The following is a 22,249-nucleotide window of genomic DNA, read 5'->3' on the forward strand; positions in this document are numbered from 1 at the left end:
AACTTCTTTACAATCTTTTACTAACTTAATTTTGTGGGAATTAGAGCTGTGATTAGAATATAGCTGCTAAATCTTTTTTGTACTTAGCGAGTAAAGCTCTTGTTATACCATAGTTTGCTTTAGTCGAGTCTACTACTAAATAAATGAAATAACTACCATTTGCTGACACATCAATAATGTGATTTTGGTCAGTTAAAACAATTACAATCTCATCTATTTTTTCCTTAGTAGCCAATCCTAATGCTTGAAGTGCATTTTGTTTAGCCTTCACTACCTCTAAGTTATAAGCAGAACCTAAGTTAGGGTCAAAACTAGGATCTACTGATTCTGCACCGTAAGAAACCCCTGAACGTACTTCAGTTACTGAAACGGCGATAAATCCAGGAATATTGTCTTTTACATCCTGAATAAATTTGTCTAAAACGTTTGTCATCTTTTTGAAATTTTTACTTTGTGGATTAATTATTTAGTTAAAAAGTGAGGCATCGAGCGGATTTGAACCGCTGTAAAAGGTTTTGCAGACCTCTGCCTAGCCCCTCGGCCACGATGCCTTTTTATGTTTTGTAGTATCAGCGTGCAAAGTTACTACCTTTTTTTTAATTAGCAAGTTTTTTCTGTTTTATTTTTACACTCACCGAGGCTACGTCGCCATTAATAGGGGGATTGATTTTTGCAATCTCAAGTGTTATCTTCTGAACCTCAAAAAGTTCTTTGAATATCCTGTCTATAATGCGACCCGCTACGTGCTCTAATAATTCCGACCGTATAGCCATCTCTTCTTTTACAATCCTGTTCAAGTGTACATAGTCTACCGTGTCAGCAAGTCGGTCGCTCTTAATAGCTTTTTCAAGAGGAACTTTCACCTTCACATCCACGCGGTAATCACTCCCTATAATGCCCTCTTCAGCAAGGCATCCGTGATTGGCGCGAACGCGTATGTTCTTTAAGATAATATGTTGCATTCTATATTGTTATACTACTATCGCTGTGCACATTTACAGTTACTTACTCCTTGGAATAGGTCAAGACCTAAGGTTATCACGTGAGTACCTGAGTTGTATCTGATAAGTTCGTTTAAGTGGAGTTGGTAAGAGTATGCAAAGTACACCATTCCGCGTTTGAGTCCCGCCATAGGACCAATGTTCAGCGGTTTGAAGATTTGGTCATTTAACGAGCGATAGTTCACCCCTACCCAATAATAATCGTCTAAATCCATCCAGCGGAATTTAAGGTTAAAATCAGTAGTAGAACGCCCGTCGCTTTCGTAGTACTGATAGAGTACTGAAGGCTCTATTTCAAAACGACTGTTCTTATCTTTTTTATAACGATATCCTGCGTAAACAAGGTAATTGCGCAAAGCCTTAGGCTCTTCTTTGTAGAAACGCTCAATATCCTTGTTTAAGATGTTCAAACCCGATAGGTTTACAAACCATCTTTTATAGCGGTAAAGCACCGCTACATCAAAGTTGTGATTCACAGTAAAGCGGTCGTTAGTAACTTGTGGGTCAGGAATATTGTCGAACTTGTCGATATCAATCCTAAAAGTGTTCAAGGCATACGAAATACCAAATGAAATAAAGTGGTTGTCATAACGGTCAAGTGTAAGGTGGTGTGCAAACGTAGCTTTACCCCCCATTTGCTTGGTGTTCCCGTTGCGGTCATTATAAAGCATAAGCCCCACGCCGCTGCGTTCTCCTAAACGCATATCTCCCGCAAGCGATTGATAGTCAGGAGCGCCCTTAACGCCTACCCATTGAGTACCTGCTGAAAGACGTATTCTCACAAAGTCCCCAATACCTGCATAGGTAGGGGCAATAAGAAATTCGCTATCTGCCAAATATTGGTTCATTTGTGGCAAGTTCAGCTCTTGCGAAAGAGCTTTCCCCCCCATAGTGCATAGTGCGAGCATTAACAATACTATTCTTTTCATTGTCGATAAAAATTTACTTAAACTATTTTCTTGCTATAAAATTACTTATTATCTCACAACACCTATATAGTACGTAGCTATAGTGTGCAAAATTTTCAGCAAATATACTCATTATTTTTTTACTGCACTATTTTTTTACAAAAAAAATGTGCATATTTAACACATTTATATTTTTATTAACATTTTTAAAGCTGTTTTTCAGCTTTTTATATTTTTATGTTTTGTGAATAATTAACATATAAAAATAGCCTATTTATGCTTTTTTATGAAGATTATAATGCTAAAAACGGCTTTTAATACATTTTTTCATATGTGTAAAAAACACCGTATCTTAATAACCCCACCTAAACAATTTTAACGTTTCAAAATGATGATTTTTTTCTATAAACCACAAAACATCTTTCCCACATCACTCTAAAATCACCCTTCCGGCATTATTCTTCCTTCACTCGTCCCACAAGTCCGAACCATTCTGCCTGACCGACCTCATTGGAGGTCGCTTTATAGGAGGTTCAACTTTGCCCTCCGCTGGCGCAAGCCTTTACTCCGCTGGCGCGAGCTTTTAGCTCGTGCTCTCACTACCAATTCCCAAATTTGCTAATTTTTTAATTATTTCTTCTCTTTTCCGTCGCCATATTCCCCCTTTGAAGGTAGCCAGCGATGGCTGGGTATGTGCCCCACGAGAGCGAAGTATGTGTAAAGGCGGAAGTTTGTCGCCTTTTCCAGCTTGTCCCCCTTCGGGGGTTCGGGGGCTTACCCAATAAATGATTCGCCACATTCCCCCTCTCCGAGGGAAGTCCGCGAGAGATTTTCATCACATTTTCTTCGTCATTCGTCTCTCGTCATTCGTCATTTCATTATTTTTTCCGTCATACTCCCCCCCCCTAGTGCCTATGCCCTAAGGCCTATCACCTCTTCCTCTTTCTTTCGCCTCGAAACCCCGTTTTTACCATTTTTTGCATCGCTGTATTATACTATGAGTCAACTTTTTATATACCCTTTCTATACCAATCGTCCAAGATTCGTATAAGCTTCCTATAAGCTCTCTATAAGCTAACCCCACCCTCCTTACACCCTTTTTTTATCAAAATCCCTCTTAACCTTCTTCCGAACTTTTCCGTTTCCTTCCGACTCTCAAAGACCCTCCCCAATAAAGTTTTCAATCTCGCCTAACCTCCGTCCGACACGTCCGACCTGTCAAAAACTATTTTTATCACTCCTCATTTCCTAATTCTCTCATTCTCTCATTTCCTAATTTCCCACCCTCTTGTCACTTTTTCGTCGCGTTCCTAGTGCCTATGCCCTAAGGCCTAAGGCCTCGCACTTTTCTCTTCTTTCATCACATTTTTTCGTAGTTTCAAAAAAAGTCGTACCTTTGCAAAAAATTAATTACAGGTCTTGTAGTTCAACGGATAGAATAGAAGTTTCCTAAACTTTTGATCCAAGTTCGATTCTTGGCAAGACCACTTTTTTATCAAAAAACTTGGTCGGTATAAAAAAATATCGTACCTTTGTTGTTTCAAAAGGCAAATCCATCATTTTAATAACTTAAAATATCGGAATTATGAAAGACCTAAATGTATACATCGAAGAATTGCTCTACAAACACCAATGCGTGATTATCCCTAAGTTTGGAGCATTTATATCTAATAGGAAATCAGCCCAAATGGCTGAAGATAAAACGTTCGACCCTCCTAAACGAGAGCTCAGTTTCAACGCAAGCCTCACTTCTAACGACGGCTTGCTCATCAAGTATATATCCGAACAAACAGGTATCGAGTATAACTTGGTAGAAGATTACGTAAACTTAGCTGTCGAAGGGTGGAAACGCATCTTGAAGCAAGACCAAACCTTAAATCTCGAAAAAATCGGGACTCTTAGGTTAGTCGGCGAAGGTCGTATCTCTTTCGAACCCGCTGACGACGTGAATTTCCTCACCGATTCTTTCGGTATGGCGCCTTTCGTACCTCACGAAGTAACCGCCTCCGATTTGAAAATAGAAGAAAATCAAATCCGTCCTACACTCGACCATTCAAGTACCGATACCGGCATTCCTAACCTTCCGCCAGAAGAAGAAGATGCCGTAGTAACTCCTACTGAAAGTCCTGTGAGCCAAGTTACAGCTCCTGTGGTAACCAATACTCCTAAAACCCACAGAGGTACTACCCCACCGCCAGCTAAGGAAAAGAAACCTGCTAAAATAATGCCGTATGTAAAATATACAGCAGTAGCCTCAGTAGGCTTAGCTTTTTTGGCTTATGGAGCCTACCTGCTCTTCGGCGAAAGAGTAGTAAACGATGGCAATAACGAACAACAGTTTGCAATTACTGACAGCTTGGTACAAGAGCGTCTTAACCAAAAACTCAGCGAAGCAGCCGTGTTCACCCCGCCTATTACTATCCCTGCTATTCCTTTGCAAGTAGAAAAAGTAAAGGCTAAAAAGCCCGAACAAGTAAAACCTGAGCAAGTAAAGCCTGAACAAAAACCTACTCAGTCCACTAATCAAGCTGCCACTACGGTAGCGACAACCAAGCCCGCTAACACGCCTGTACAAGCTACAGCTACGCCTAAGCCAGCGCAAACCAGCACTGCGCCCAAACCTGCACAAACCACTACAACACCTAAGCCCGCTCAAACCAATACCTCAGGTGTAGCCTCTACCCCTGTACGTACAAATTCGGCAATGGCAGCTAAAAAATATCAAGTGATTGCAGGGGCTTTTAAAGACGAGAAAAACGCAGAAACCCGAGTGAAACAACTCCAAAAGCTGGGGTATAAAAACGCTTTCGTATTAGGAATGAACGCCAGAGGTTTGTACCAAGTAAGTTATGGCGGGTTCGATTCTATGGACGAAGCTAAACTACAACAAAAAGAAGTGCAAAACTCTAAAGAAGAGAAAAAACTCGACGGTGGCTGGATACTAACTCAACCCTAAAATAATGATGAAACTCAAGAAAAAACCTTCTGACTCACGTACTATACTCACCGACCTCGTACTCCCAGGCGAAACCAATCACCTCAACGCTCTGTTTGGAGGTGAACTCCTCGCCCGTATGGATAGAGCTGCTAGTATTGCCTCACAACGTCACTCTGGGCGTTTAACCGTTACCGTATCAGTAAACCACGTGGCTTTTACTCACAGCATACGCATAGGAAGCATCGTAACGGTCGAAGCCGCCATCTCTCGCGCTTTCTCTACTTCTATGGAAGTATATATCGATGTGTGGATGGAAAATATCTATGGCGAACGTACCAAAGCTACCGAGGCGATTTACTCTTTCGTAGCGGTAGACGAAAACGGTCGCCCCGTAAAAGTACCTGAGATAGAGCCAGAAACCCAACTCGAAAAAGAACGTTACGACGGTGCCCTACAACGTCGCCAACTGAGTCTTGTGCTTGCAGGTAAACTCAGTCCGCACGACGCTACCGAGCTAAAAGCTCTCTTTACTGAATTAGAAAATAGCTGATGCATTTAGTAATAGAACCGCTGTAAAAGGCGGTTTTTCTCTTAAAAACAAAGCAAAATGACCTTATCTGAAGAAAACCACTTGAAAGCTATCTTTCACCTTTATAACGAAAAGAAAGAAGAGGTGAATACCAATGCTATTGCCGAAGTGATGAATACCAAAGCTTCATCAGTAACCGATATGCTTAAAAGGTTAGCCGATAAGGGGCTCATAAACTATGTAAAATATCAAGGGGTAACACTTACTAAAAAAGGCACGCAGAAAGCTATTGCTATCATTCGCAAACATCGTCTTTGGGAAGTATTCTTAGTCGAAAAACTCAATTTCTCTTGGGACGAAGTGCACGAAATAGCCGAAGAGTTAGAACATATACAGTCAGAAAAACTTATAGAGCGCCTCGATGCTTTCCTCGATTTTCCTAAAAAAGACCCCCACGGCGACCCGATTCCTAACAAAGAAGGCGTTTTTACCACCACTATTCAAACCCTATTAAGCGAGCTCAAACAAGGCGATAAAGGTATATGTGCAGCAGTAAAGAACACCTCTAAGGAATTTCTCGTTTACCTCAACAAAATGAATATAGCTCTTGGCGACGAAATAGAAGTACTCAGCAAAGAACCCTTCGACGACTCTATGACTCTACTGGTAAACGACAAACAAATCAACCTATCAGCAATGGTATGCCGAAATATCTATGTCAATGGTTAGTGATTAATTGTAAATGATTAATTGCGTCGCAAACTTTGGTAAAATTGAAATTCTACAAACAAAGGTTTTAAAAAGATGAAAAAAAACAATATAAAAAAACTAAGTCTTATTTTAGGTCTTATATTCATTATAATAATCGGTTACTGCGGTTACTGCATTTACCGTCACTATACCCGTACTCAAAAAATCAGCTTTGAAGAGAAAACTATAGAACGTAGCGATGAGAATTGCGAAGATAACTGTTTCTCTGTAAGCCTAAACTATCTATATTGCAACGGTAATAGCGAGTTTGCTAAGAATTTCAATCAAGAGATAGAGCTACAACTCTCCAATTTTCTCCTTTCCAACGACGACTCTCTACAAGTGGAAGGTATCAGTATAGAAAAAGCTTTAGATAGCCTTACAAAAGATTACTATAAGCTTCACGAACATTTCCCTGAACTCCCTGCTTTCGAGTTTATCGCTACCGATAGCATTATGTGGCAAAACAGTAAGATGCTTTCTTTAGTGTCCAACCGTTATGCTTTTACCGGTGAAGCACAACCCATACAAACCAAAGTTTTCACTCACTTTGCGTTAGATAATGGCGAAGTAATTACTAATGAAAACCTCTTTACCGATGAAGAAAAAGTAACCCAAATAGCCAAACATTATTTTGAGAAAGCACAACAAAACGCCACCATCACTCCTTTAGATGATAAGAAGTTTGATTTTGAAGACGGAATCTTTCGTCTTCCTAACCAAATGGGCGTAGCAGCCGATGCTCTCATTTTGTTCTATGAACCTTTTGAGATAGCTCCTTATGTAGATACGCCTTTTGAAGTGAAAGTACCTATAAAAGAAATTATGCCTTATCTCACTTTTGCTGACAATAAATAACACTATGAAAGAACGATTAACAACATTACATAACGCTCTCTTACAAAAAACAGAAGTAGAAGGTCTTGCTTTTTTAGCTGAACAATTTCCTAATGAGATAGTTTTTTCAACCAGCTTTGGGCTAGAAGACCAAGCTATTACTCACCTCATTCTCGCAAACCAAATTCCTATTAGTATTTTCACCTTAGATACCGGTCGTTTGTTCAACGAAACTTACTCAGTTTGGGAAAGTACTGAACAGCGCTACAATACACATATTTTGCCTTATTATCCCAAAACACACGATATAGAAGAATATGTACATAAAAATGGTCCTTTGTCTTTTTATCGCTCAGTAGAACTGCGTAAAGAGTGCTGTCATATACGCAAAGTAGAACCCCTTAGCCGAGCGCTAAAAGACAAGAAAGTATGGGTAACAGGTTTGCGTGCCGACCAAAGTAATGCTCGTAAAGATCTCCCTATACTCGAATGGGACGATACTTACCAGCTCTTTAAATACAATCCTATCCTCCATTGGACGTTTGAAGATACCAAAGCCTTTATCAAGTCACATAACATTCCTTATAATGTGCTACACGACAAAGGTTTTGTAAGCATAGGCTGTGCCCCTTGTACTCGTGCTATCAAAGAGGGTGAAGATTTTCGTGCAGGTCGTTGGTGGTGGGAAAGCAATAGTAAAAAAGAATGCGGACTACACGAACACAAATAATAACAAAGAGCTCCACTTAGCAAGGCTAAGTGGAGCTCTTGTTCTCTATAAATATTTTATTAATTAAGATTTACCCTTTGTCTTTTCGCTTCAAAAATAAGCACCGCAGCAGCAACTGATACATTCATAGAGTCGATTACGCCCTCCATTGGGATAATGATGTTCTGAGTGCTATGAGTAAGCCATTCCTCTGTAAGACCTTGGTCTTCCGTACCTACTACGATAGCACTGGCTTCCTCAAACGATACTTCGTAGTAAGGTTTAGAGGCTGTAAGAGCAGCACAATAGCTATTGATACCTTTGGCTTTGAGAAAATCAATCACTTCAGTAGTGCTCCCCGTTGCAATAGGAACAGTAAACACACAACCCACGCTCGAGCGTATAATATTAGGGTTGTAGAGGTCAGTTTTAGGATTGGCAATAATCACAGCGTCTATATTAGCAGCATCGGCAGTGCGAAGGAGAGCCCCTATATTACCTGGTTTTTCAGGAGCTTCAGCTACCAATAACAAAGGAGAGTCGGTTGCGAAAGCTAACGTATTTAAGCTGTGTTTTTTAGTCTGTATTAAGGCAATAACCCCCTCAGTAGAACTGCGATAACTAATCTTTTGGTATACTTCTTTGCTAATAGCGATAGGATTTACTCTTTGAGCTGTATGGCTAAGAAGTTTTTGCAAGTGTCCTTCTGCAAAAATCTCAGGCTGATATAGCAGTGTTTCGAGAGTATAGCCTCCTTCAAGGGCTAAGCGTATCTCGCGGGCACCTTCTACTACACATATTCCTTCTTTTTTACGCTCGCGTGATTTCTCGCTGAGGAGAACTATTTTCTTTATTAGGGGGTTTTGAGTACTGGTGATGTTCATTTTTAGGTAAGAGATAAAAAGTAAGAAAAAGCTGCCTACTCTCGTAGGCAGCTTTTGTTATCATTTATCCATAAGCACCATACACTGCATCAGCTCGGGCTTATTCTTGGTGTAGTCATCTAACCAAACTTTCAATTCTTCTATTTCATAAGGTAATAACCTATCAATAGCTTTTTTAAGTTCCTTACAAAATAGGTTAGGGTCGAAACTCACTTTCGATAAAATCATTGTGGTATATTCAAACATAGCTCGTTTCATAACTTCATCTATTTAGAATTTCACTGTACAAATGTACTTCTTTAAAATGAACTAAGCAAGTTTTTAGGTGTTAATATTGTGTTAATTTTTATAACTATTTCAGTTTCACATCGTATTCTAAATGGGCTTGCACTCCACGTTGCTGAGCGATATGTTTCACCTGCTGATAGACTTCATAAGCTTCTACACCCATCTCATTGCACAAGTTCTCGCTTCTCAGATTCGCTCCAAAACGGCGGAACATTGCTTTAAAGTCCATCTCAAAAGTAGGGTAAGAAACGGTGCGATATTCTTTGAGTCCGTTGTCTTTGGCAGCGTAGGCGATAGCATCGTTTAGCGAGCCGATTTCGTCTACCAAACCATTAGCAAGAGCTTCTTTACCGCTCCATACTCTTCCTTGTGCAATGGAGTCTATTTGGGCAACCGTTTTACCACGCCCTTTGGCTACACGGTCTAAAAATACAGTATACACTTGCTCGATAGATTCGGTCATTTCTTTTTTAAATTGTTCAGTAGGTTTTTGGAATACACTATAAAACTGAGCGTTGGGGTGAGTGCTTACAGTTTCGGCATTTATACCCCAGTTGGTAGCTAAAGCATTTACATTAGGAATTACCCCAAACACCCCAATAGAACCGGTGATAGTACCTGCTTCTGCAAAAATGCGATTAGCATTGCACGCAATATAATAGCCTCCTGAAGCGGCATAGTTGCCCATAGAAACATATACCTTTTTCTTCTTTTTAGTAACTTCGATTTCTCTGTGCATCAATTCAGAGGCTAAGGCATCGCCACCAGGGGAATTGATACGAAGCACAATAGCTTTTATATCTTTATTATCAGAGGCTTTGCGCAAGGCGCGGATAATGGTTTCATTGCCCACGATTTCGGCACGTCCTTCGCCTTGCATAATCTGACCATCGGCATAGATAACAGCTATCTTGTTTTTGGAGTGTTTGCCCGTTGCTTTGCCTACTACGGCTTCGGCATAATCTTCAATTTTGATAAAATCAACCTTATCGATACTTTTACTACCGGTTTTATCACAGATGATTTGTTCGAATTCATCGCGGAAAAGGATACCGTCTATGAGTCCGTTGTTTTTAGCTAACTGTGCAGTGCGTCCGCCTACATTGGTAGCTATTTCATTGAGTTTTTCTACGGGAATATTACGACTTTTAGCGATATCGGTAACGATGACGTTCCACATAGCAGAGAGTAATTCGGTGAGTTGCTTGCGGTTGTTATCGCTCATCTTATTGTCTAAGAAAGGTTCTACAGCGCTTTTGTATTTACCGTGGCGAATCACTTCCATTTGTACACCGCTTTTTTCTTGGAGCCCTTTGAAGAAAAGGACTTCAGAAGAGAGACCCCGGAGAGCAACACTTCCGAGCTGACTAATATACACCTTATCGGCTACGGTTTGGAGATAGTAATCGAGTTGGGAAATTTCATCGCTATAAGCTAAGACGAATTTGCCAGAAGTCTTGAAATCCTCCAAAGCCTTACGAAGTTCTTGAGCGAAAGCTAATCCGCCGATATTACCCGTACTTTTGAGGTAAATACCTTTGATACGCTTGTCGGTTTTGGCGTTCTCAATAGCTTTGAGAGTTGCATTAAGTCCGTTATAGGATTCAGAGGTATAGTCGAAATCCTTAAAGGTTATGCGCTCGCCGTAGTCTACTAATGGTTCTTCAAAAGAGAGTTCGAGTACAGAGTTGTCCTTCACACTCACTTCTTCACCTTTGGCACCACCTACCACTGAGCTTATCATCACAGAGATGAAGATGAGGAAAAGAATAAAACATATCCCCATAGAGATAAAGAATCCGAGGATAGTGGCTAAGAGAGTCTTAAAAAAAGTCATATTGTTGATGTTTTAATGATTATTTTTTAGGTTTTAATTACCTCCTCCATCAGAGGAGCAAGCAGTAAAGGTTACTAATGTTACCGCAATAGCAATAAGGCTGTAAAAAGCCTTTTTCATTTCTTTTATTTGAGTTAATACAGGGGCAAAGATAGGAGAAAATTAACAAATCAGCAAAGTTTTAATACAAAAAAAGAGCTTATCTAGAAAGTTTTGTTTTGTGAGGGCGATTGGCAAATCGCCCTTACAATGTAACTAAAGGATTTTGATTATTAGGGTAATCAACTTAGCCAAAGTTTGAAAATTCGGCTAAGTATGTAACTATTACTTTTCTGTTTTTATGGCTCTGAGAATTTCTCCTGTCCAGAGTACGAGGCTGGTAGTGCCAATGATGATTGTCCAATCGGTGAGCTTGAGTGGGGTTACGTTGAACATCTGTCCACCAAAAGTAGTGATAAACACTTGACCGATGACAATCACCGTAGCGATAAGTATAAAACCTTGGCTCTTGCCTATATTATAAAAAGTACTCTTTCCGGTACGATAAGCTTTGGCATTGAACATATTCCAGAATTGCAAGAACACGAATATCGAGAAGAACAAGGAAAGTTCATAAGCCGATAGTCCGTTTTTGGGTGCTCCGAAGTGAAAGAAATGACTGAAATAATCAGTAATTGAAAATTGAGTGAGACTGGTGATATCCTCATTTTTAAAGTACTGAATGAAACCAAAAAGCAACACTACAAAGAATCCTCCTACACCAAAAATGCCTTTCGTCATTGGCTTTGTAATGATATTAGCACCACGCGCACGAGGTTTATCGTTCATTACGCGATTGCTCGGTGGTAAAGACGCTAACGCTAATGCCGCAAAGGTATCCATAATGAGGTTCACCCAGAGCATTTGGGTTACGGTAAGCGGTGACTCTACCCCTAAAAATGCCCCAATGAGCACGATGATACACGCTGCCACATTGATAGTCATCTGGAAGAGGATAAAACGCTGAATGTTTAAATAGAGCGAACGCCCCCACATCACGGCTTTACCGATACTACTGAACGAGTTGTCCAAGATAGTGATATCGGAAGCTTCTTTGGCTACTGAGGTTCCGTCGCCCATTGAAAGACCTACTTGGGCAGCTTTGAGGGCTGGTGCATCGTTGGTACCATCACCGGTTACGGCTACAACTTCGCCTTTTTGTTGCAATAGGTTCACGAGGCGTGCTTTGTCGAGCGGACGTGCGCGTGAAATCAGACGTAGGTCAGTAATGCGATCTAAGAGTTCGGTATCGCTCATCGCGGCAAATTCTACGCCGGTGATTTGGTTACGCTCGGTGCAAGTATCGTCCCACAAATGTATTTGGCGGGCGATTTCGCGAGCGGTACCTGGTGTATCACCGGTTACAATCTTCACCTGAATACCTGCGTGCAAACACTCTTCAATAGAAGCAGGCACATCAGGGCGTACGGGGTCAGAAATAGCAGTAATACCTATAAAATTTAAGCCATTTATCACTAACTTACCATTTTCGGATATTACCGTATTCGGGTCGTCGATTACTTTATAAGCAAAACCGATAGTGCGCATCGCTTGGTTTTGGTATTGTAATAGTTTTGCCTCGAAATCGGCTTGAGGAATATCGGAAAGGAATTTACCACCTTCGTAGCAAAAAGTCATTACGATTTCGGGAGCTCCTTTTACGTACAATACCGGTTTGCTCAACGCTGGTGATTGCACCAAAGTAGCCATATATTTGCGTTCGGTAGAAAAAGTGAGTTGGTTAAGCACTTCACTCCCTTCGCGTATGGGCAAGTAGTTGGTTCCTTTGCCGTAGAGCCACAATAGGAGAGCTCCTTCGGTAGGATTCCCCAGCACATTTGGTTTTTCTTTATCAGTAAAATCGAGGTAAGCCGTAGAGTTCACCGCCATTGATTCGGCGATGAGTTTTTCACCTAATTGTTCATCTGTAAAACGATTGAAATAAGTTTCGTAGATAGTCATTTGGTTTTGGGTGAGTGTACCCGTTTTATCGGTACAAATCACGGTAGTAGCACCCATCGTCTCACAAGCGTGCATCTTGCGCACGAGGTTATTGGTAGCCATCATACTGCGCATACTGTAAGCCAAACTGAGGGTAACACTCATCGGTAAGCCTTCGGGTACCGCAACTACCACCACAGTAATAGCAATCATCGCTGTATTGAGAAGATAGTGACCAAAATCAATCCAATCGATTTGGTTTATGTTATGAGCAGGAAGCGTAAAATATAGAATAAGGCGACCTACAATCACCAAAATTGCAATGGCGTAACTGATTTTGGTAATCATTCCTGCGAGTTTATCCAACTGTTCGTTGAGGGGAGTTTTCACTGTGTTGTCTATCTGAACCCCTTCGAACACTTTGCCATATTCGGTAGCATCGCCGACCTTTTTCACTTCAAAAATACCGTGACCATCGGATACCGAAGTACCGCGACAAACGTAGTTAGAAGGGTAAGTAGCTTCTACCTCAAAATCGGCTGGATTGGTGGTTTTGTGTACCAAAGGTTCTCCGGTAAGGGTAGACTCGTTGATATGCATTGATACGGCTTCGAGGAGCTCGCCATCGGCGGGTACTTCTTCTCCGGTTTCCAAAATCACTATATCGCCTACTACAATATCCTTTTTGAGCACTTGTGTAATGTGTTCGTTGCGAATGACTTTGTAGTAAATCTCGTCGTTTACCTGATTGAGAATTTCGAATTGTTTATTGGCTTTATGTTCAAAATAGAAAGCGACACCTGTAGCTAAGAGTACAGCAAAGAGAATCCCTATGGGCTCTAAGAAAGCATCGAAACCTTCATTATGCACCACATACTCATAAGTAGATACTCCAAAAGAGAAGACGAGGGCAACGAGAAGAATGATGATAATGGGGTCGGTGAACTTTTCTAAGAATTGTTTCCAAAGCGGTTCACCTTCTACTGATGAAAGGGAGTTTTCGCCGTATTTTTGGCGACTTTCAAAGACTTGCGCATCGGTAAGACCTTTGTAATGGTGTTTATCTGCCATAGTTTTTTGAGTAATTAAAATGCAAAGATAGCTATAATTAGCGAATTAGAAAATTATAAAATGAGAGAATTAGAAAATGAGGAAATTAGAAAATGAGGAAATGGGGAAATGAGGTGCGAGGTTGAGTTAGAGGAATGAGGCTGTGCCTCAGAAATTAAACAAATTTTAAACAAAATCAAGCCTACCCCTTGTGAAATGGGGAGAGAGGTTTATCGGAGTTTTCGGAGAATCTTAGAGAGGTTCTGAACTTTCGGAAGGAAACGGAGGTTTTCGGAAGAAGGGAGGGAGAGTTTTTGATGAAAAAAGGGTGTAAGATGGGTGGGGTTAGCTTATAGAGAGCTTATAGGAAGCTTATACGAATCTTGGACGATTGGTATAGGAAGGGTATATAAGTAGTTGATTAATAGTATAATACAACAAGGCTAAAAATGTTAAAAAGAGGGTTTCGAGGCGAAAGAAAGAGGAATAGGTTATAGCCCTTAGGGCATAGGCACTAGGGGGGAGTATGACAGAAAGGGGAATTAGCAAATTAGAGAATTTGGAAATTAGCAAATTTGTTGGAGGAGTTTAGTGGGAGTGTGGGGGAGGAAAAAATATTATTATTTGGGTATATAACAGAAAAATAAGTGTATCTTTGCCTTTGGAATTTTATATCTGTGGCAAAATGCAACTTACTTGTATCATTGTAGACGATGAGCCTATGGCGCTCCAACTGCTAGAAAGTTATGTGGTAAAGACTCCTTTTCTGAGGTTAGTGGGCAAATTTAGCAATGCTATTGATGTATTGACGTTCTTATATGAAGGTAGCGTGCCCGACCTTATCTATATGGATATCCAAATGCCTGAGCTTACAGGGCTCCAGCTTTCTAAAAAGATACCCACCTCTACTAAAATTGTTTTTACTACGGCTTTTGACCAATACGCTATTGAGGGATATAAGGTAAACTCTATTGGATACTTATTGAAACCTTTTGATTATGTTGAGTTTTTGGAGACGGCTCAAAAGGCTTTGCTATTAAGCACACCTTCTGTTACTGAAAAACCGCTCGAAATAGCGCAGAATTATATGTTTGTAAAGGCAGATTACAAGCAAATAAAGGTGATGTATGATGATATTTTGTATATAGAAAGTCTTAAAGATTACGTAAAAATATACCTCAACAGTCAGCCACAACCTATTATAACGCTGATGAGCTTGAAGAAATTGGAAGAGGAATTACCGGAAGAACGGTTTATGCGAGTGCATAGGTCGTTTATAGTAGCTTTGGACAAAGTAGAAGTAGTGGAGCGCAACCAAATAGTATTTGGCAAACAACGCATTACGATTGCTGAGAATTGTAGGGAGGCGTTTCTGAATAAAATAATGCCTAATGGTCAATAAAAAAAGTTGCTTGAAAAAATCAAGCAACTTTTTTAATTATTAGCCGTTAGTTGAATAAAGGTTTGTTCTAAGTCTTTATGCTTGTGATTAATTTGTAGTATTTTCAATCCGTTTTCTTTGGCAAAATCAAATACAGTGGGGCGCATATCTTCTGAGGTATCGAACTGTAACTGATATAGAAAATCATAGACATTATGCACTGATACTATGTTAGGCAAAGCGCGTAAGAGGCGTTCTTCGACACGAAAATCAAAAGCTACTTCTATAATTTGTTCTTTGTTTTGCAGTTCAGTCATTTTCTTATCTAACACGATGTTACCTTTATGCAATACAATCACACGATCAGCCAAAGCTTGAATTTCTTGCATAATATGAGAAGATAGCAACACTGTTTTACGCTTACCTAACTCTTTGATAATATGGCGTATTTCTACCAGCTGATTGGGGTCGAGCCCTGTGGTAGGTTCATCGAGTATAAGAATTTCGGGGTCGTGAATAAGCGCAGAAGCCAAGCCTACACGCTGACGATAGCCTTTGGAGAGCGCCTCTATCTTCTTATTGCTTTCAGAAGAAAGCCCTGTAAGAGCAATTACCTCTTCAATTCTATCGGAGGGGACTTTGGGGTATAGTTCAGCCATAAAGCGCAGATATTCTCGCACGTACATTTCGGTATACAACGGATTGTGTTCAGGCAAATACCCTATTGTTCTCTGTGCTTCAATAGGATTTTTTAGTATATCAATGCTATTTACTGTTATTGTTCCATCAGTAGGGGTAAGCGCTCCTGTAATCATTTTCATAGTAGTAGATTTACCTGCTCCATTAGGTCCTAAAAAGCCGGTAATTTCACCTTTTTCAAGTTGAAAACTGATAGCATTGACAGCCACTTGCTGTCCGTATATTTTTGTTAGTTGTTGAACTTCTACAGACATCTTATTATATTTTGGGCTCAAAAGTACAAAATAATAAACAATTGGCAAGCGTAATAATTAAAAAAGGCTACCCAAATAGAGCTTCGGATAACCTTCCTTCAGTATATTTAAAAACAAATAGAAGCTAAACTACAAAGGTTTTACAAGAGTTAAGAACCATTCTTTTACTTCGCCTTCCAAAAGAGGAGCGAGTTTTTCTTCACAAGTTTTGTGGTAGGCATTAAGCCATTTACGCTCTACATCGGTAAGGAGACTCACATTGATGCTTGAGGGCATAAACGGGCAAAGGGTGAGGGTCTCGAAATCGTAGAAGGTACCAAACTCGTTGGTAGCTACTTCACGCACCGTAATGAGGTTCTCGTGACGAATACCGTATTGGTTTTCGAGATATACCCCAGGTTCGTCGGAGCATACCATACCTGCTAATAGCACTTGTGGGTTGAGGTCTTTGCGGATATTTTGAGGGCCTTCGTGTACGTTCATAAAGCTACCTACCCCGTGACCTGTACCGTGCCCGTAGTCCTTGTGGTTTTTCCAAAGTGCCATACGGGCATAAGCATCGAGCTGAACACCACGAGTACCTCTTGGGAATTGTACCATTGCGAGTTGTATCATTCCTTTGAGTACTAGGGTACTATCGTCTATAAACTGCTGACTTACTTTGCCTAACGGAATGGTACGAGTGATATCGGTAGTGCCTTCAAGATACTGTCCGCCAGAGTCTACCAAAACACTACCCTCGAGGTGTACCTCTTTACTGCCGTGTTCAGGAGCTGAATAGTGTACAATAGCACCATTACCTTGATAACCAATGATACTGCCAAAACTTTCGCCTACGAAGTTCTTGCCTTCGGCGCGGAAGTCGCGTAGCTTCTTGCCAATGCTGTATTCGGTCATTGGTTCTTTGCCTACTTGGTGGGTGAGCCAGTAGAGGAACTTCACCATTGCCACCCCATCGCGTACCATTACGGTGCGGAATCCTTCGAGCTCGGTAGGGTTTTTCACGGCTTTCATCAGGTTGCCAGGAGCGGGAGCTTGCACGAGTTTATTGTCCTTTTGGAGGGCTTCAAATATCGCTTGATTCGTATTAGGGGCGAGGAGTATATTTTGTCCTTTTACGGTAGCCAAATAGTTGTAAAACTCATTATAAGCACGCACGTTTACTTTGGCTGCTGCCAAATGAGCTTCTACCTCAAGGGTGAGTTTAGCTTTATCTACAAAAAGGGTCGCTTCTTTATCGGTGAGGGCGATATAACCGAGGAATACAGGGTTGTAAGCCACATCGCTACCGCGGAGGTTGAGTGTCCAAGCTACATCGTCTAAGGCAGTGATAAGGTGCAAGGTAGTGCGGTGGTTAGCCATTGCTTTGCGAATAGCGGTGAGTTTATCGGCTACGGTTTGTCCTGCCCATTTATCGGGGTGTACGAAAATGTGATGAAGAGGGTCTTTTTCGCGGTTCGTCCAGATAAGGTCGATGAGAGGTTTATGTACCAATTTGATATTGTGAGTGGCTAAAGTAGCTTGTAGTTTTTCCCAAGCGATGTGAGAGGTTGCCAAGGCGTTAAGTGCCACAGTAGCCCCAGCAGGAAGTACTGATACGAGCCAATCGGCATAATCGGGGGTACCTTCTACACCGTCCTTGAAGAGGTCGATGCCAGAGCCTTTGAGCTCAATAGCCGATTGTACAAAGTAACGAGAGTCCGTCCACAAGCCGGCTTTATCTTTGGTAACGACTACAAAACCCGCAGAGCCTGTAAATCCAGAGAGCCAAGCGCGTTCGAGCCATTCTTTGGGGAGGTATTCACTAAGGTGAGGGTCGGCGCTGAATACCACAAAAGCGTCGATGTGGTTTTCTTGCATTTTAGAGCGCAAGAGGGATAATTTTTCGGGTGTATTCATTGTTTATAGTTTTTATTCTGGGTAATTTAGATTTTTATCGGTGAGGTGGTGAAGAGTTTCTAAATATTTTTTAGCTTCATACTTCGCCATTAGGAGGTTGTTGTTGTAGAAATTGCCACATTCTAAAGCTGAGGCACCAGGGATATCACCTTCAAAATTAGCAATATACTCAAAGAGTTCGGTAATCAAGGGGGCGATATCTTTAGAAGTATAGTCGCCAGCGAGAATAAGGTAATTACCGGTCATACAGCCCATAGGCCCCCAATAGATAATCTTGTCTTTCCATTCGGGGTTGTTGCGCAACCAAGTAGCGGCAAGGTGCTCGATAGTATGCGTTTCGGGACTACCGAGTACGGGCTCACGGTAAGGGAGCTTCATACGGATATCGAAAGAGGTAAGCACTTCGTTGCCTACATAGTCTTTACGCGATACATAAATGCCACGCTCCAGTTTGAGGTGGTCGATACAAAAACTTGCTATTCTTTCCATTTTGTTTAGTTAAGAGATAAGAGATAAGAGATGATACCTTTACTTCTTGTTAATTGATATTTAGTTGAAATTCTTGAGTGAAATCGGAGTAGTCTTCTATTTTGAAAGCGCGAATATCTCTTACTGAAAGGCAAAACCATTTAATATTTTTTAGGCTTTGTATAGCACGAAAAAGGGTTCGCAAATCGCCTTCAGTAGCATAAGTACTCCCTTGTATCCAATAAAAATTATTTTGCTTAAGTACTTTTCTAATTTCAGCATAAGCGTTGTGATATGGATCTTTATAATGTTTCTTTAGCTCAGAAACTATTAAGTCAAAAGCTATAGCGTGCATAATTCTTCCTCTTCAACGGGTTTAAACATATCTTCTTTTTCAAAGAATAATTCGCCATTGTCCGTTTTTACTTCAATGACAATTCCTATAAAAGGATTTTGTTCTATTTCGGTAACGGTAGCTTCTACCCAATCAGGTTTCCCTGTGAGTTGAGGAGAAACCCACACGCGTTGTCCTATGTTAAATTTACTATCCATTTTGTTTAGGTAAGAGATAAGAGGTAAGAGATGATACCTTTACTTCTTGTTGATTGATATTTAGTTGAAATTCTTGAGTAAAGTTGTTTAGGAGTGTTTGAATTTTCGGAGAAGCTCGGAGAGTTTCTGAAAAAACTCTAACGTCTGATACCTAATAAACTACCCCGCAAAGGTATTAAACCTGTCATTAAAAAACAAATGTTTTAAGGAAATTGTTTTAAGAATCTATAATTCCACTAGTAGAGATATTACTCTTAATCACCATTTTCTTATGTGTTTTAGTCGTTTTAATAATACAAAAAGGACGACTAAGTGCCGAGGCATCTCCTGTTACTTTGCTTTCAGTGATGATTTCTATATAGTCATCATATTCTATAGCCGAGATTACCTCTATTTGCGATGGTGTCGAACCTTTGATGTCTCCCCAAATGAGTACCAACTGTTCAGTGTTGAAATTAATTTGGGGGAGTTTAGCTATTTTGTGTTCTATACCCCATTTTTTAGCAATTTCTTGTAATTCGGTTTCGCTATGAATAATTTCTTGCTGGTGAGTAACAGAAGCAGTAGAACCCGTATAACTATTGAGTAGAGGCGTAAAAGCAAAAGCGTTATTATCATCGGAACTTTTGCTACAACTAATAACGAGGAGCATACAGAAAAAGAAGTAAAAAGGTTTCATCGTTTTTCGAAAAGTAAGGATTCTTTAATGTTTTGAGTATCTTGATTGACTACTTTTAGCAAATTGTTTTTGAAAACACAAATACTCTTACCTGTGAGTACTTTTATCAACAACTCACCATCAGCAGTTTCAGCAGTGTTAGTGCTTCCTAAGCCTTTTTCAATTGATAACACACTGCTTTCAGCACTAAAAGAGTAATTTCCCCTAAGCAAATTAGTATGTGTTTTTCCTGTGAGAGTACCATCATTATTAAAAGTAATCACATAACAATCCGAACAATCGGCTACTGTAGGATCGGGCTTTCTACCATTTCCAGTTTCGTCGATCACAGCTATAAGTTTCCACGTGCCTTGTAAAGGATTGGAAGAACTATCATTTGAACTTTTGCTACAACTCATAACGAGGAGCATACAGAAGAAAAAATAAAAAGGTTTCATTGGAAATATCGTTTCTGGGTTTGACACCACAAAGGTACAACTTTTTTAGTTATCATCAAAAATATGGAGTATATTCAGGTAAAAGATAAAAGTAAATAATGTGATACAGAGATATGATTTTTAGAAGATAAAAACAAAAAAACATTGCCAAAGTTTGAACTTTAGCAATGTTAAGCACGGGTGGAGGGATTCGAACCCCCATCAACGGTTTTGGAGACCGCTATTCTACCCTTGAACTACACCCGTATTTTAAAAAAGTTTTGAGTTTTTATGCTCAAAACTTTTTTGTATTAAATAATATTTAACCTAACCTTCTAAGCTAATTAGTCAAGAATTTCAGTTACTTGACCAGCACCTACGGTACGACCACCTTCGCGGATAGCGAAACGAAGACCTACGTTAAGAGCGATAGGTTGCAACAATTCTACTTCGATAGTTACGTTATCACCTGGCATAACCATATCGACACCTGGTTGCAAGTGGATAGTACCGGTTACGTCGGTTGTACGTACGTAGAATTGAGGACGGTAGTTGTTGTGGAATGGAGTGTGACGACCCCCTTCTTCTTTAGAAAGGATATACACCTCAGCTTTGAATTTAGCGTGTGGAGTTACAGAACCTGGTTTGCAGATTACCATACCACGTTTGATGTCTTTTTTGTCGATACCACGAAGCAACAAACCTACGTTGTCACCAGCTTCACCACGGTCGAGGATTTTGCGGAACATTTCAACCCCAGTAATAGTAGAGGTTAATTTATCAGCACCCATACCGATGATTTCAACTGCTTCACCTGTTTTAGCTACACCAGTTTCGATACGACCTGTAGCAACGGTACCACGACCGGTGATAGTGAACACGTCTTCGATAGGCATCAAGAATGGTTTATCTACGTCACGAGTTGGAAGTTCAATCCATTTATCAACAGCGTCCATAAGGGCAAGAACGCTATCAACCCATTTCTTTTCGCCGTTAAGAGCACCAAGAGCTGAACCTTGTATGATAGGAGTGTTATCGCCATCGTATTGGTAAGAGCTCAAAAGCTCACGCATTTCGAGTTCTACGAGTTCCAACAATTCTGGGTCGTCTACCATATCTACTTTGTTCATAAAGACAACGATACGAGGAATACCTACTTGGCGACCGAGGAGGATGTGCTCACGAGTTTGAGGCATAGGTCCGTCGGTAGCGGCAACTACGAGGATAGCACCGTCCATTTGGGCAGCACCTGTAATCATATTCTTTACGTAGTCGGCGTGGCCAGGACAGTCTACGTGTGCGTAGTGACGAGTAGCTGTTTGGTATTCTACGTGAGAGGTATTAATGGTAATACCACGTTCTTTTTCTTCGGGAGCGTTGTCGATTGAATCGAAGCTACGAACTTCTGAAAGACCAGCATCGGCTAATACTTTAGTAATAGCGGCTGTCAAAGTTGTTTTACCGTGATCCACGTGTCCAATAGTACCAATATTCAAGTGGGGTTTGGAACGATCAAATGTTTCTTTTGCCATTTTTAAATAAATTTTAAATCTTAGTTATATAAATGAGTGTTTGATGTGTGTACAAAATACGTCAGAGCTGATGACGAGATTTGAACTCGTGACCTCTTCCTTACCAAGGAAGTGCTCTACCCCTGAGCTACATCAGCATACAAAAAAAGAGCGGGAGACGAGGTTCGAACTCGCGACATTCAGCTTGGAAGGCTGACGCTCTACCAACTGAGCTACTCCCGCAAAAAAAATAAAAATATGACAGTGGGGAGAACAGGATTCGAACCTGTGAAGGTAAAACCAGCAGATTTACAGTCTGCCCTCGTTGGCCGCTTGAGTATCTCCCCCGAATATTTGAACTATTAAAATATGTACTTTTTTTGAGCCGGCAGAGGGATTCGAACCCACGACCCCGAGATTACAAATCACGTGCTCTGGCCAACTGAGCTATGCCGGCGTCTATCTTTTTACAGAGCGCAAAAGTATAACATTTTTTTTTATCGACAAAATTTTTAACACTTTTTTTACGAAAATATTTTGACTGTAAATACAAACATTTGAATATCAGATGTATTTTATGAATAATATGTTTTAACTTTATTGCTGTTTTTTTAGCTTACGTGAATAATTAGCCAATTAGGATTTGGCAAAGCTTTGTGATGTAAAAGCAAACAAAAAT

At 40.5% G+C, this 22,249-nt stretch carries 21 protein-coding genes and 7 tRNA genes; 7 read left to right on the top strand and 21 right to left on the bottom strand.

Annotation, left to right across the window (positions count from 1 at the left end; all coding sequences use genetic code 11):
- Nucleotides 1-52: 52 nt before the first annotated feature.
- The 4 genes from AM608_RS08810 to AM608_RS08825 form a co-directional block, all read right to left on the bottom strand.
- Complete coding sequence (locus AM608_RS08810) at nucleotides 53-433, bottom strand: hypothetical protein (RefSeq protein ID WP_053581483.1); 381 nt, start codon at nucleotides 431-433, stop codon at nucleotides 53-55.
- A gap of 47 nt (nucleotides 434-480) precedes the next feature.
- Nucleotides 481-551 (bottom strand) — tRNA-Cys (locus AM608_RS08815).
- Between the two features lie 45 nt (nucleotides 552-596).
- Complete coding sequence (gene folB / locus AM608_RS08820; RefSeq protein ID WP_053581484.1) at nucleotides 597-962, bottom strand: dihydroneopterin aldolase; 366 nt, start codon at nucleotides 960-962, stop codon at nucleotides 597-599.
- Nucleotides 963-979: 17 nt separating this feature from the next.
- Entirely contained in the window at nucleotides 980-1,930 is a 951-nt protein-coding gene (locus AM608_RS08825; protein WP_009411039.1) for a type IX secretion system membrane protein PorP/SprF, read from the bottom strand.
- A gap of 1,394 nt (nucleotides 1,931-3,324) precedes the next feature.
- Here AM608_RS08825 and AM608_RS08830 point away from each other — a divergent pair.
- The 6 genes from AM608_RS08830 to AM608_RS08855 all read left to right on the top strand — a co-directional run bounded on the left by AM608_RS08830 (nucleotide 3,325) and on the right by AM608_RS08855 (nucleotide 7,693).
- A tRNA-Arg gene (locus tag AM608_RS08830) sits at nucleotides 3,325-3,396 on the top strand.
- 98 nt (nucleotides 3,397-3,494) lie between these two features.
- The gene (locus tag AM608_RS08835) at nucleotides 3,495-4,865 is read left to right on the top strand and encodes an SPOR domain-containing protein (protein ID WP_053581485.1); all 1,371 of its coding nucleotides are present in this window, start codon (nucleotides 3,495-3,497) and stop codon (nucleotides 4,863-4,865) included.
- Nucleotides 4,866-4,869: 4 nt separating this feature from the next.
- A complete protein-coding gene (locus tag AM608_RS08840) occupies nucleotides 4,870-5,397 on the top strand; it encodes an acyl-CoA thioesterase (protein WP_015782391.1) in 528 nt (175 codons plus the stop codon).
- Between the two features lie 57 nt (nucleotides 5,398-5,454).
- Nucleotides 5,455-6,105, top strand: coding sequence for a metal-dependent transcriptional regulator (locus AM608_RS08845; RefSeq protein ID WP_009420442.1), 651 nt, complete (start codon nucleotides 5,455-5,457; stop codon nucleotides 6,103-6,105).
- A gap of 75 nt (nucleotides 6,106-6,180) precedes the next feature.
- Nucleotides 6,181-6,984: a DUF3298 and DUF4163 domain-containing protein gene (locus AM608_RS08850; protein WP_053581486.1), complete on the top strand. Its 804-nt coding sequence runs from the start codon at nucleotides 6,181-6,183 to the stop codon at nucleotides 6,982-6,984.
- Nucleotides 6,985-6,988: 4 nt separating this feature from the next.
- A complete protein-coding gene (locus AM608_RS08855; protein ID WP_053581487.1) occupies nucleotides 6,989-7,693 on the top strand; it encodes a phosphoadenylyl-sulfate reductase in 705 nt (234 codons plus the stop codon).
- Between the two features lie 59 nt (nucleotides 7,694-7,752).
- On the opposite strand, the gene AM608_RS08860 is transcribed toward AM608_RS08855, so the two are convergent.
- The 4 genes from AM608_RS08860 to AM608_RS08875 form a co-directional block, all read right to left on the bottom strand.
- A complete protein-coding gene (locus AM608_RS08860; protein ID WP_053581488.1) occupies nucleotides 7,753-8,556 on the bottom strand; it encodes an RNA methyltransferase in 804 nt (267 codons plus the stop codon).
- A 60-nt stretch (nucleotides 8,557-8,616) separates the two neighbouring features.
- The gene (locus tag AM608_RS08865) at nucleotides 8,617-8,814 is read right to left on the bottom strand and encodes a hypothetical protein (RefSeq protein ID WP_009410562.1); all 198 of its coding nucleotides are present in this window, start codon (nucleotides 8,812-8,814) and stop codon (nucleotides 8,617-8,619) included.
- A gap of 94 nt (nucleotides 8,815-8,908) precedes the next feature.
- Nucleotides 8,909-10,681 carry a signal peptide peptidase SppA gene (gene sppA / locus AM608_RS08870; RefSeq protein ID WP_053581489.1) on the bottom strand — a complete coding sequence of 591 codons (1,773 nt, stop codon included), beginning with the start codon at nucleotides 10,679-10,681 and terminating at the stop codon, nucleotides 8,909-8,911.
- A 324-nt stretch (nucleotides 10,682-11,005) separates the two neighbouring features.
- Nucleotides 11,006-13,732, bottom strand: coding sequence for a calcium-translocating P-type ATPase, PMCA-type (locus AM608_RS08875; RefSeq protein ID WP_053581490.1), 2,727 nt, complete (start codon nucleotides 13,730-13,732; stop codon nucleotides 11,006-11,008).
- A gap of 664 nt (nucleotides 13,733-14,396) precedes the next feature.
- Here AM608_RS08875 and AM608_RS08880 point away from each other — a divergent pair.
- Nucleotides 14,397-15,113, top strand: coding sequence for a LytTR family DNA-binding domain-containing protein (locus AM608_RS08880; protein ID WP_053581491.1), 717 nt, complete (start codon nucleotides 14,397-14,399; stop codon nucleotides 15,111-15,113).
- A 32-nt stretch (nucleotides 15,114-15,145) separates the two neighbouring features.
- Here the strand turns inward: AM608_RS08880 and gldA are convergent, their stop codons facing one another.
- The 13 genes from gldA to AM608_RS08945 all read right to left on the bottom strand — a co-directional run bounded on the left by gldA (nucleotide 15,146) and on the right by AM608_RS08945 (nucleotide 22,027).
- Nucleotides 15,146-16,045, bottom strand: coding sequence for a gliding motility-associated ABC transporter ATP-binding subunit GldA (gldA, locus tag AM608_RS08885; protein ID WP_053581492.1), 900 nt, complete (start codon nucleotides 16,043-16,045; stop codon nucleotides 15,146-15,148).
- Between the two features lie 129 nt (nucleotides 16,046-16,174).
- Nucleotides 16,175-17,944, bottom strand: coding sequence for an aminopeptidase P family protein (locus tag AM608_RS08890; RefSeq protein ID WP_053581493.1), 1,770 nt, complete (start codon nucleotides 17,942-17,944; stop codon nucleotides 16,175-16,177).
- Nucleotides 17,945-17,956: 12 nt separating this feature from the next.
- Complete coding sequence (locus AM608_RS08895; RefSeq protein ID WP_053581494.1) at nucleotides 17,957-18,433, bottom strand: S-ribosylhomocysteine lyase; 477 nt, start codon at nucleotides 18,431-18,433, stop codon at nucleotides 17,957-17,959.
- A 49-nt stretch (nucleotides 18,434-18,482) separates the two neighbouring features.
- Nucleotides 18,483-18,767: a virulence protein gene (locus AM608_RS08900; protein ID WP_015782379.1), complete on the bottom strand. Its 285-nt coding sequence runs from the start codon at nucleotides 18,765-18,767 to the stop codon at nucleotides 18,483-18,485.
- On the bottom strand, nucleotides 18,755-18,964 hold the full coding sequence (locus tag AM608_RS08905) for a hypothetical protein (protein WP_009409933.1): 210 nt from the start codon (nucleotides 18,962-18,964) through the stop codon (nucleotides 18,755-18,757). Before AM608_RS08905 ends, AM608_RS08900 begins: the two co-directional genes overlap by 13 nt.
- A 217-nt stretch (nucleotides 18,965-19,181) precedes the next feature.
- Entirely contained in the window at nucleotides 19,182-19,643 is a 462-nt protein-coding gene (locus AM608_RS08910) for a hypothetical protein (RefSeq protein WP_053581495.1), read from the bottom strand.
- Nucleotides 19,640-20,080, bottom strand: a complete 441-nt coding sequence (locus AM608_RS08915) for a lipocalin family protein (RefSeq protein ID WP_053581496.1) — start codon at nucleotides 20,078-20,080, stop codon at nucleotides 19,640-19,642. The genes AM608_RS08910 and AM608_RS08915 overlap by 4 nt, the downstream gene beginning before the upstream one ends.
- A gap of 175 nt (nucleotides 20,081-20,255) precedes the next feature.
- Nucleotides 20,256-20,326: transfer RNA gene (locus tag AM608_RS08920), tRNA-Trp, on the bottom strand.
- Nucleotides 20,327-20,403: 77 nt separating this feature from the next.
- Nucleotides 20,404-21,591: an elongation factor Tu gene (tuf, locus tag AM608_RS08925; RefSeq protein ID WP_002675136.1), complete on the bottom strand. Its 1,188-nt coding sequence runs from the start codon at nucleotides 21,589-21,591 to the stop codon at nucleotides 20,404-20,406.
- Between the two features lie 65 nt (nucleotides 21,592-21,656).
- A tRNA-Thr gene (locus AM608_RS08930) sits at nucleotides 21,657-21,728 on the bottom strand.
- Nucleotides 21,729-21,740: 12 nt separating this feature from the next.
- Nucleotides 21,741-21,813 (bottom strand) — tRNA-Gly (locus AM608_RS08935).
- A gap of 22 nt (nucleotides 21,814-21,835) precedes the next feature.
- Nucleotides 21,836-21,917: transfer RNA gene (locus AM608_RS08940), tRNA-Tyr, on the bottom strand.
- 36 nt (nucleotides 21,918-21,953) lie between these two features.
- A tRNA-Thr gene (locus AM608_RS08945) sits at nucleotides 21,954-22,027 on the bottom strand.
- Nucleotides 22,028-22,249: the final 222 nt, after the last annotated feature.

This window comes from Capnocytophaga sp. oral taxon 323 (assembly GCF_001278825.1).
Lineage (GTDB): Bacteria > Bacteroidota > Bacteroidia > Flavobacteriales > Flavobacteriaceae > Capnocytophaga > Capnocytophaga ochracea.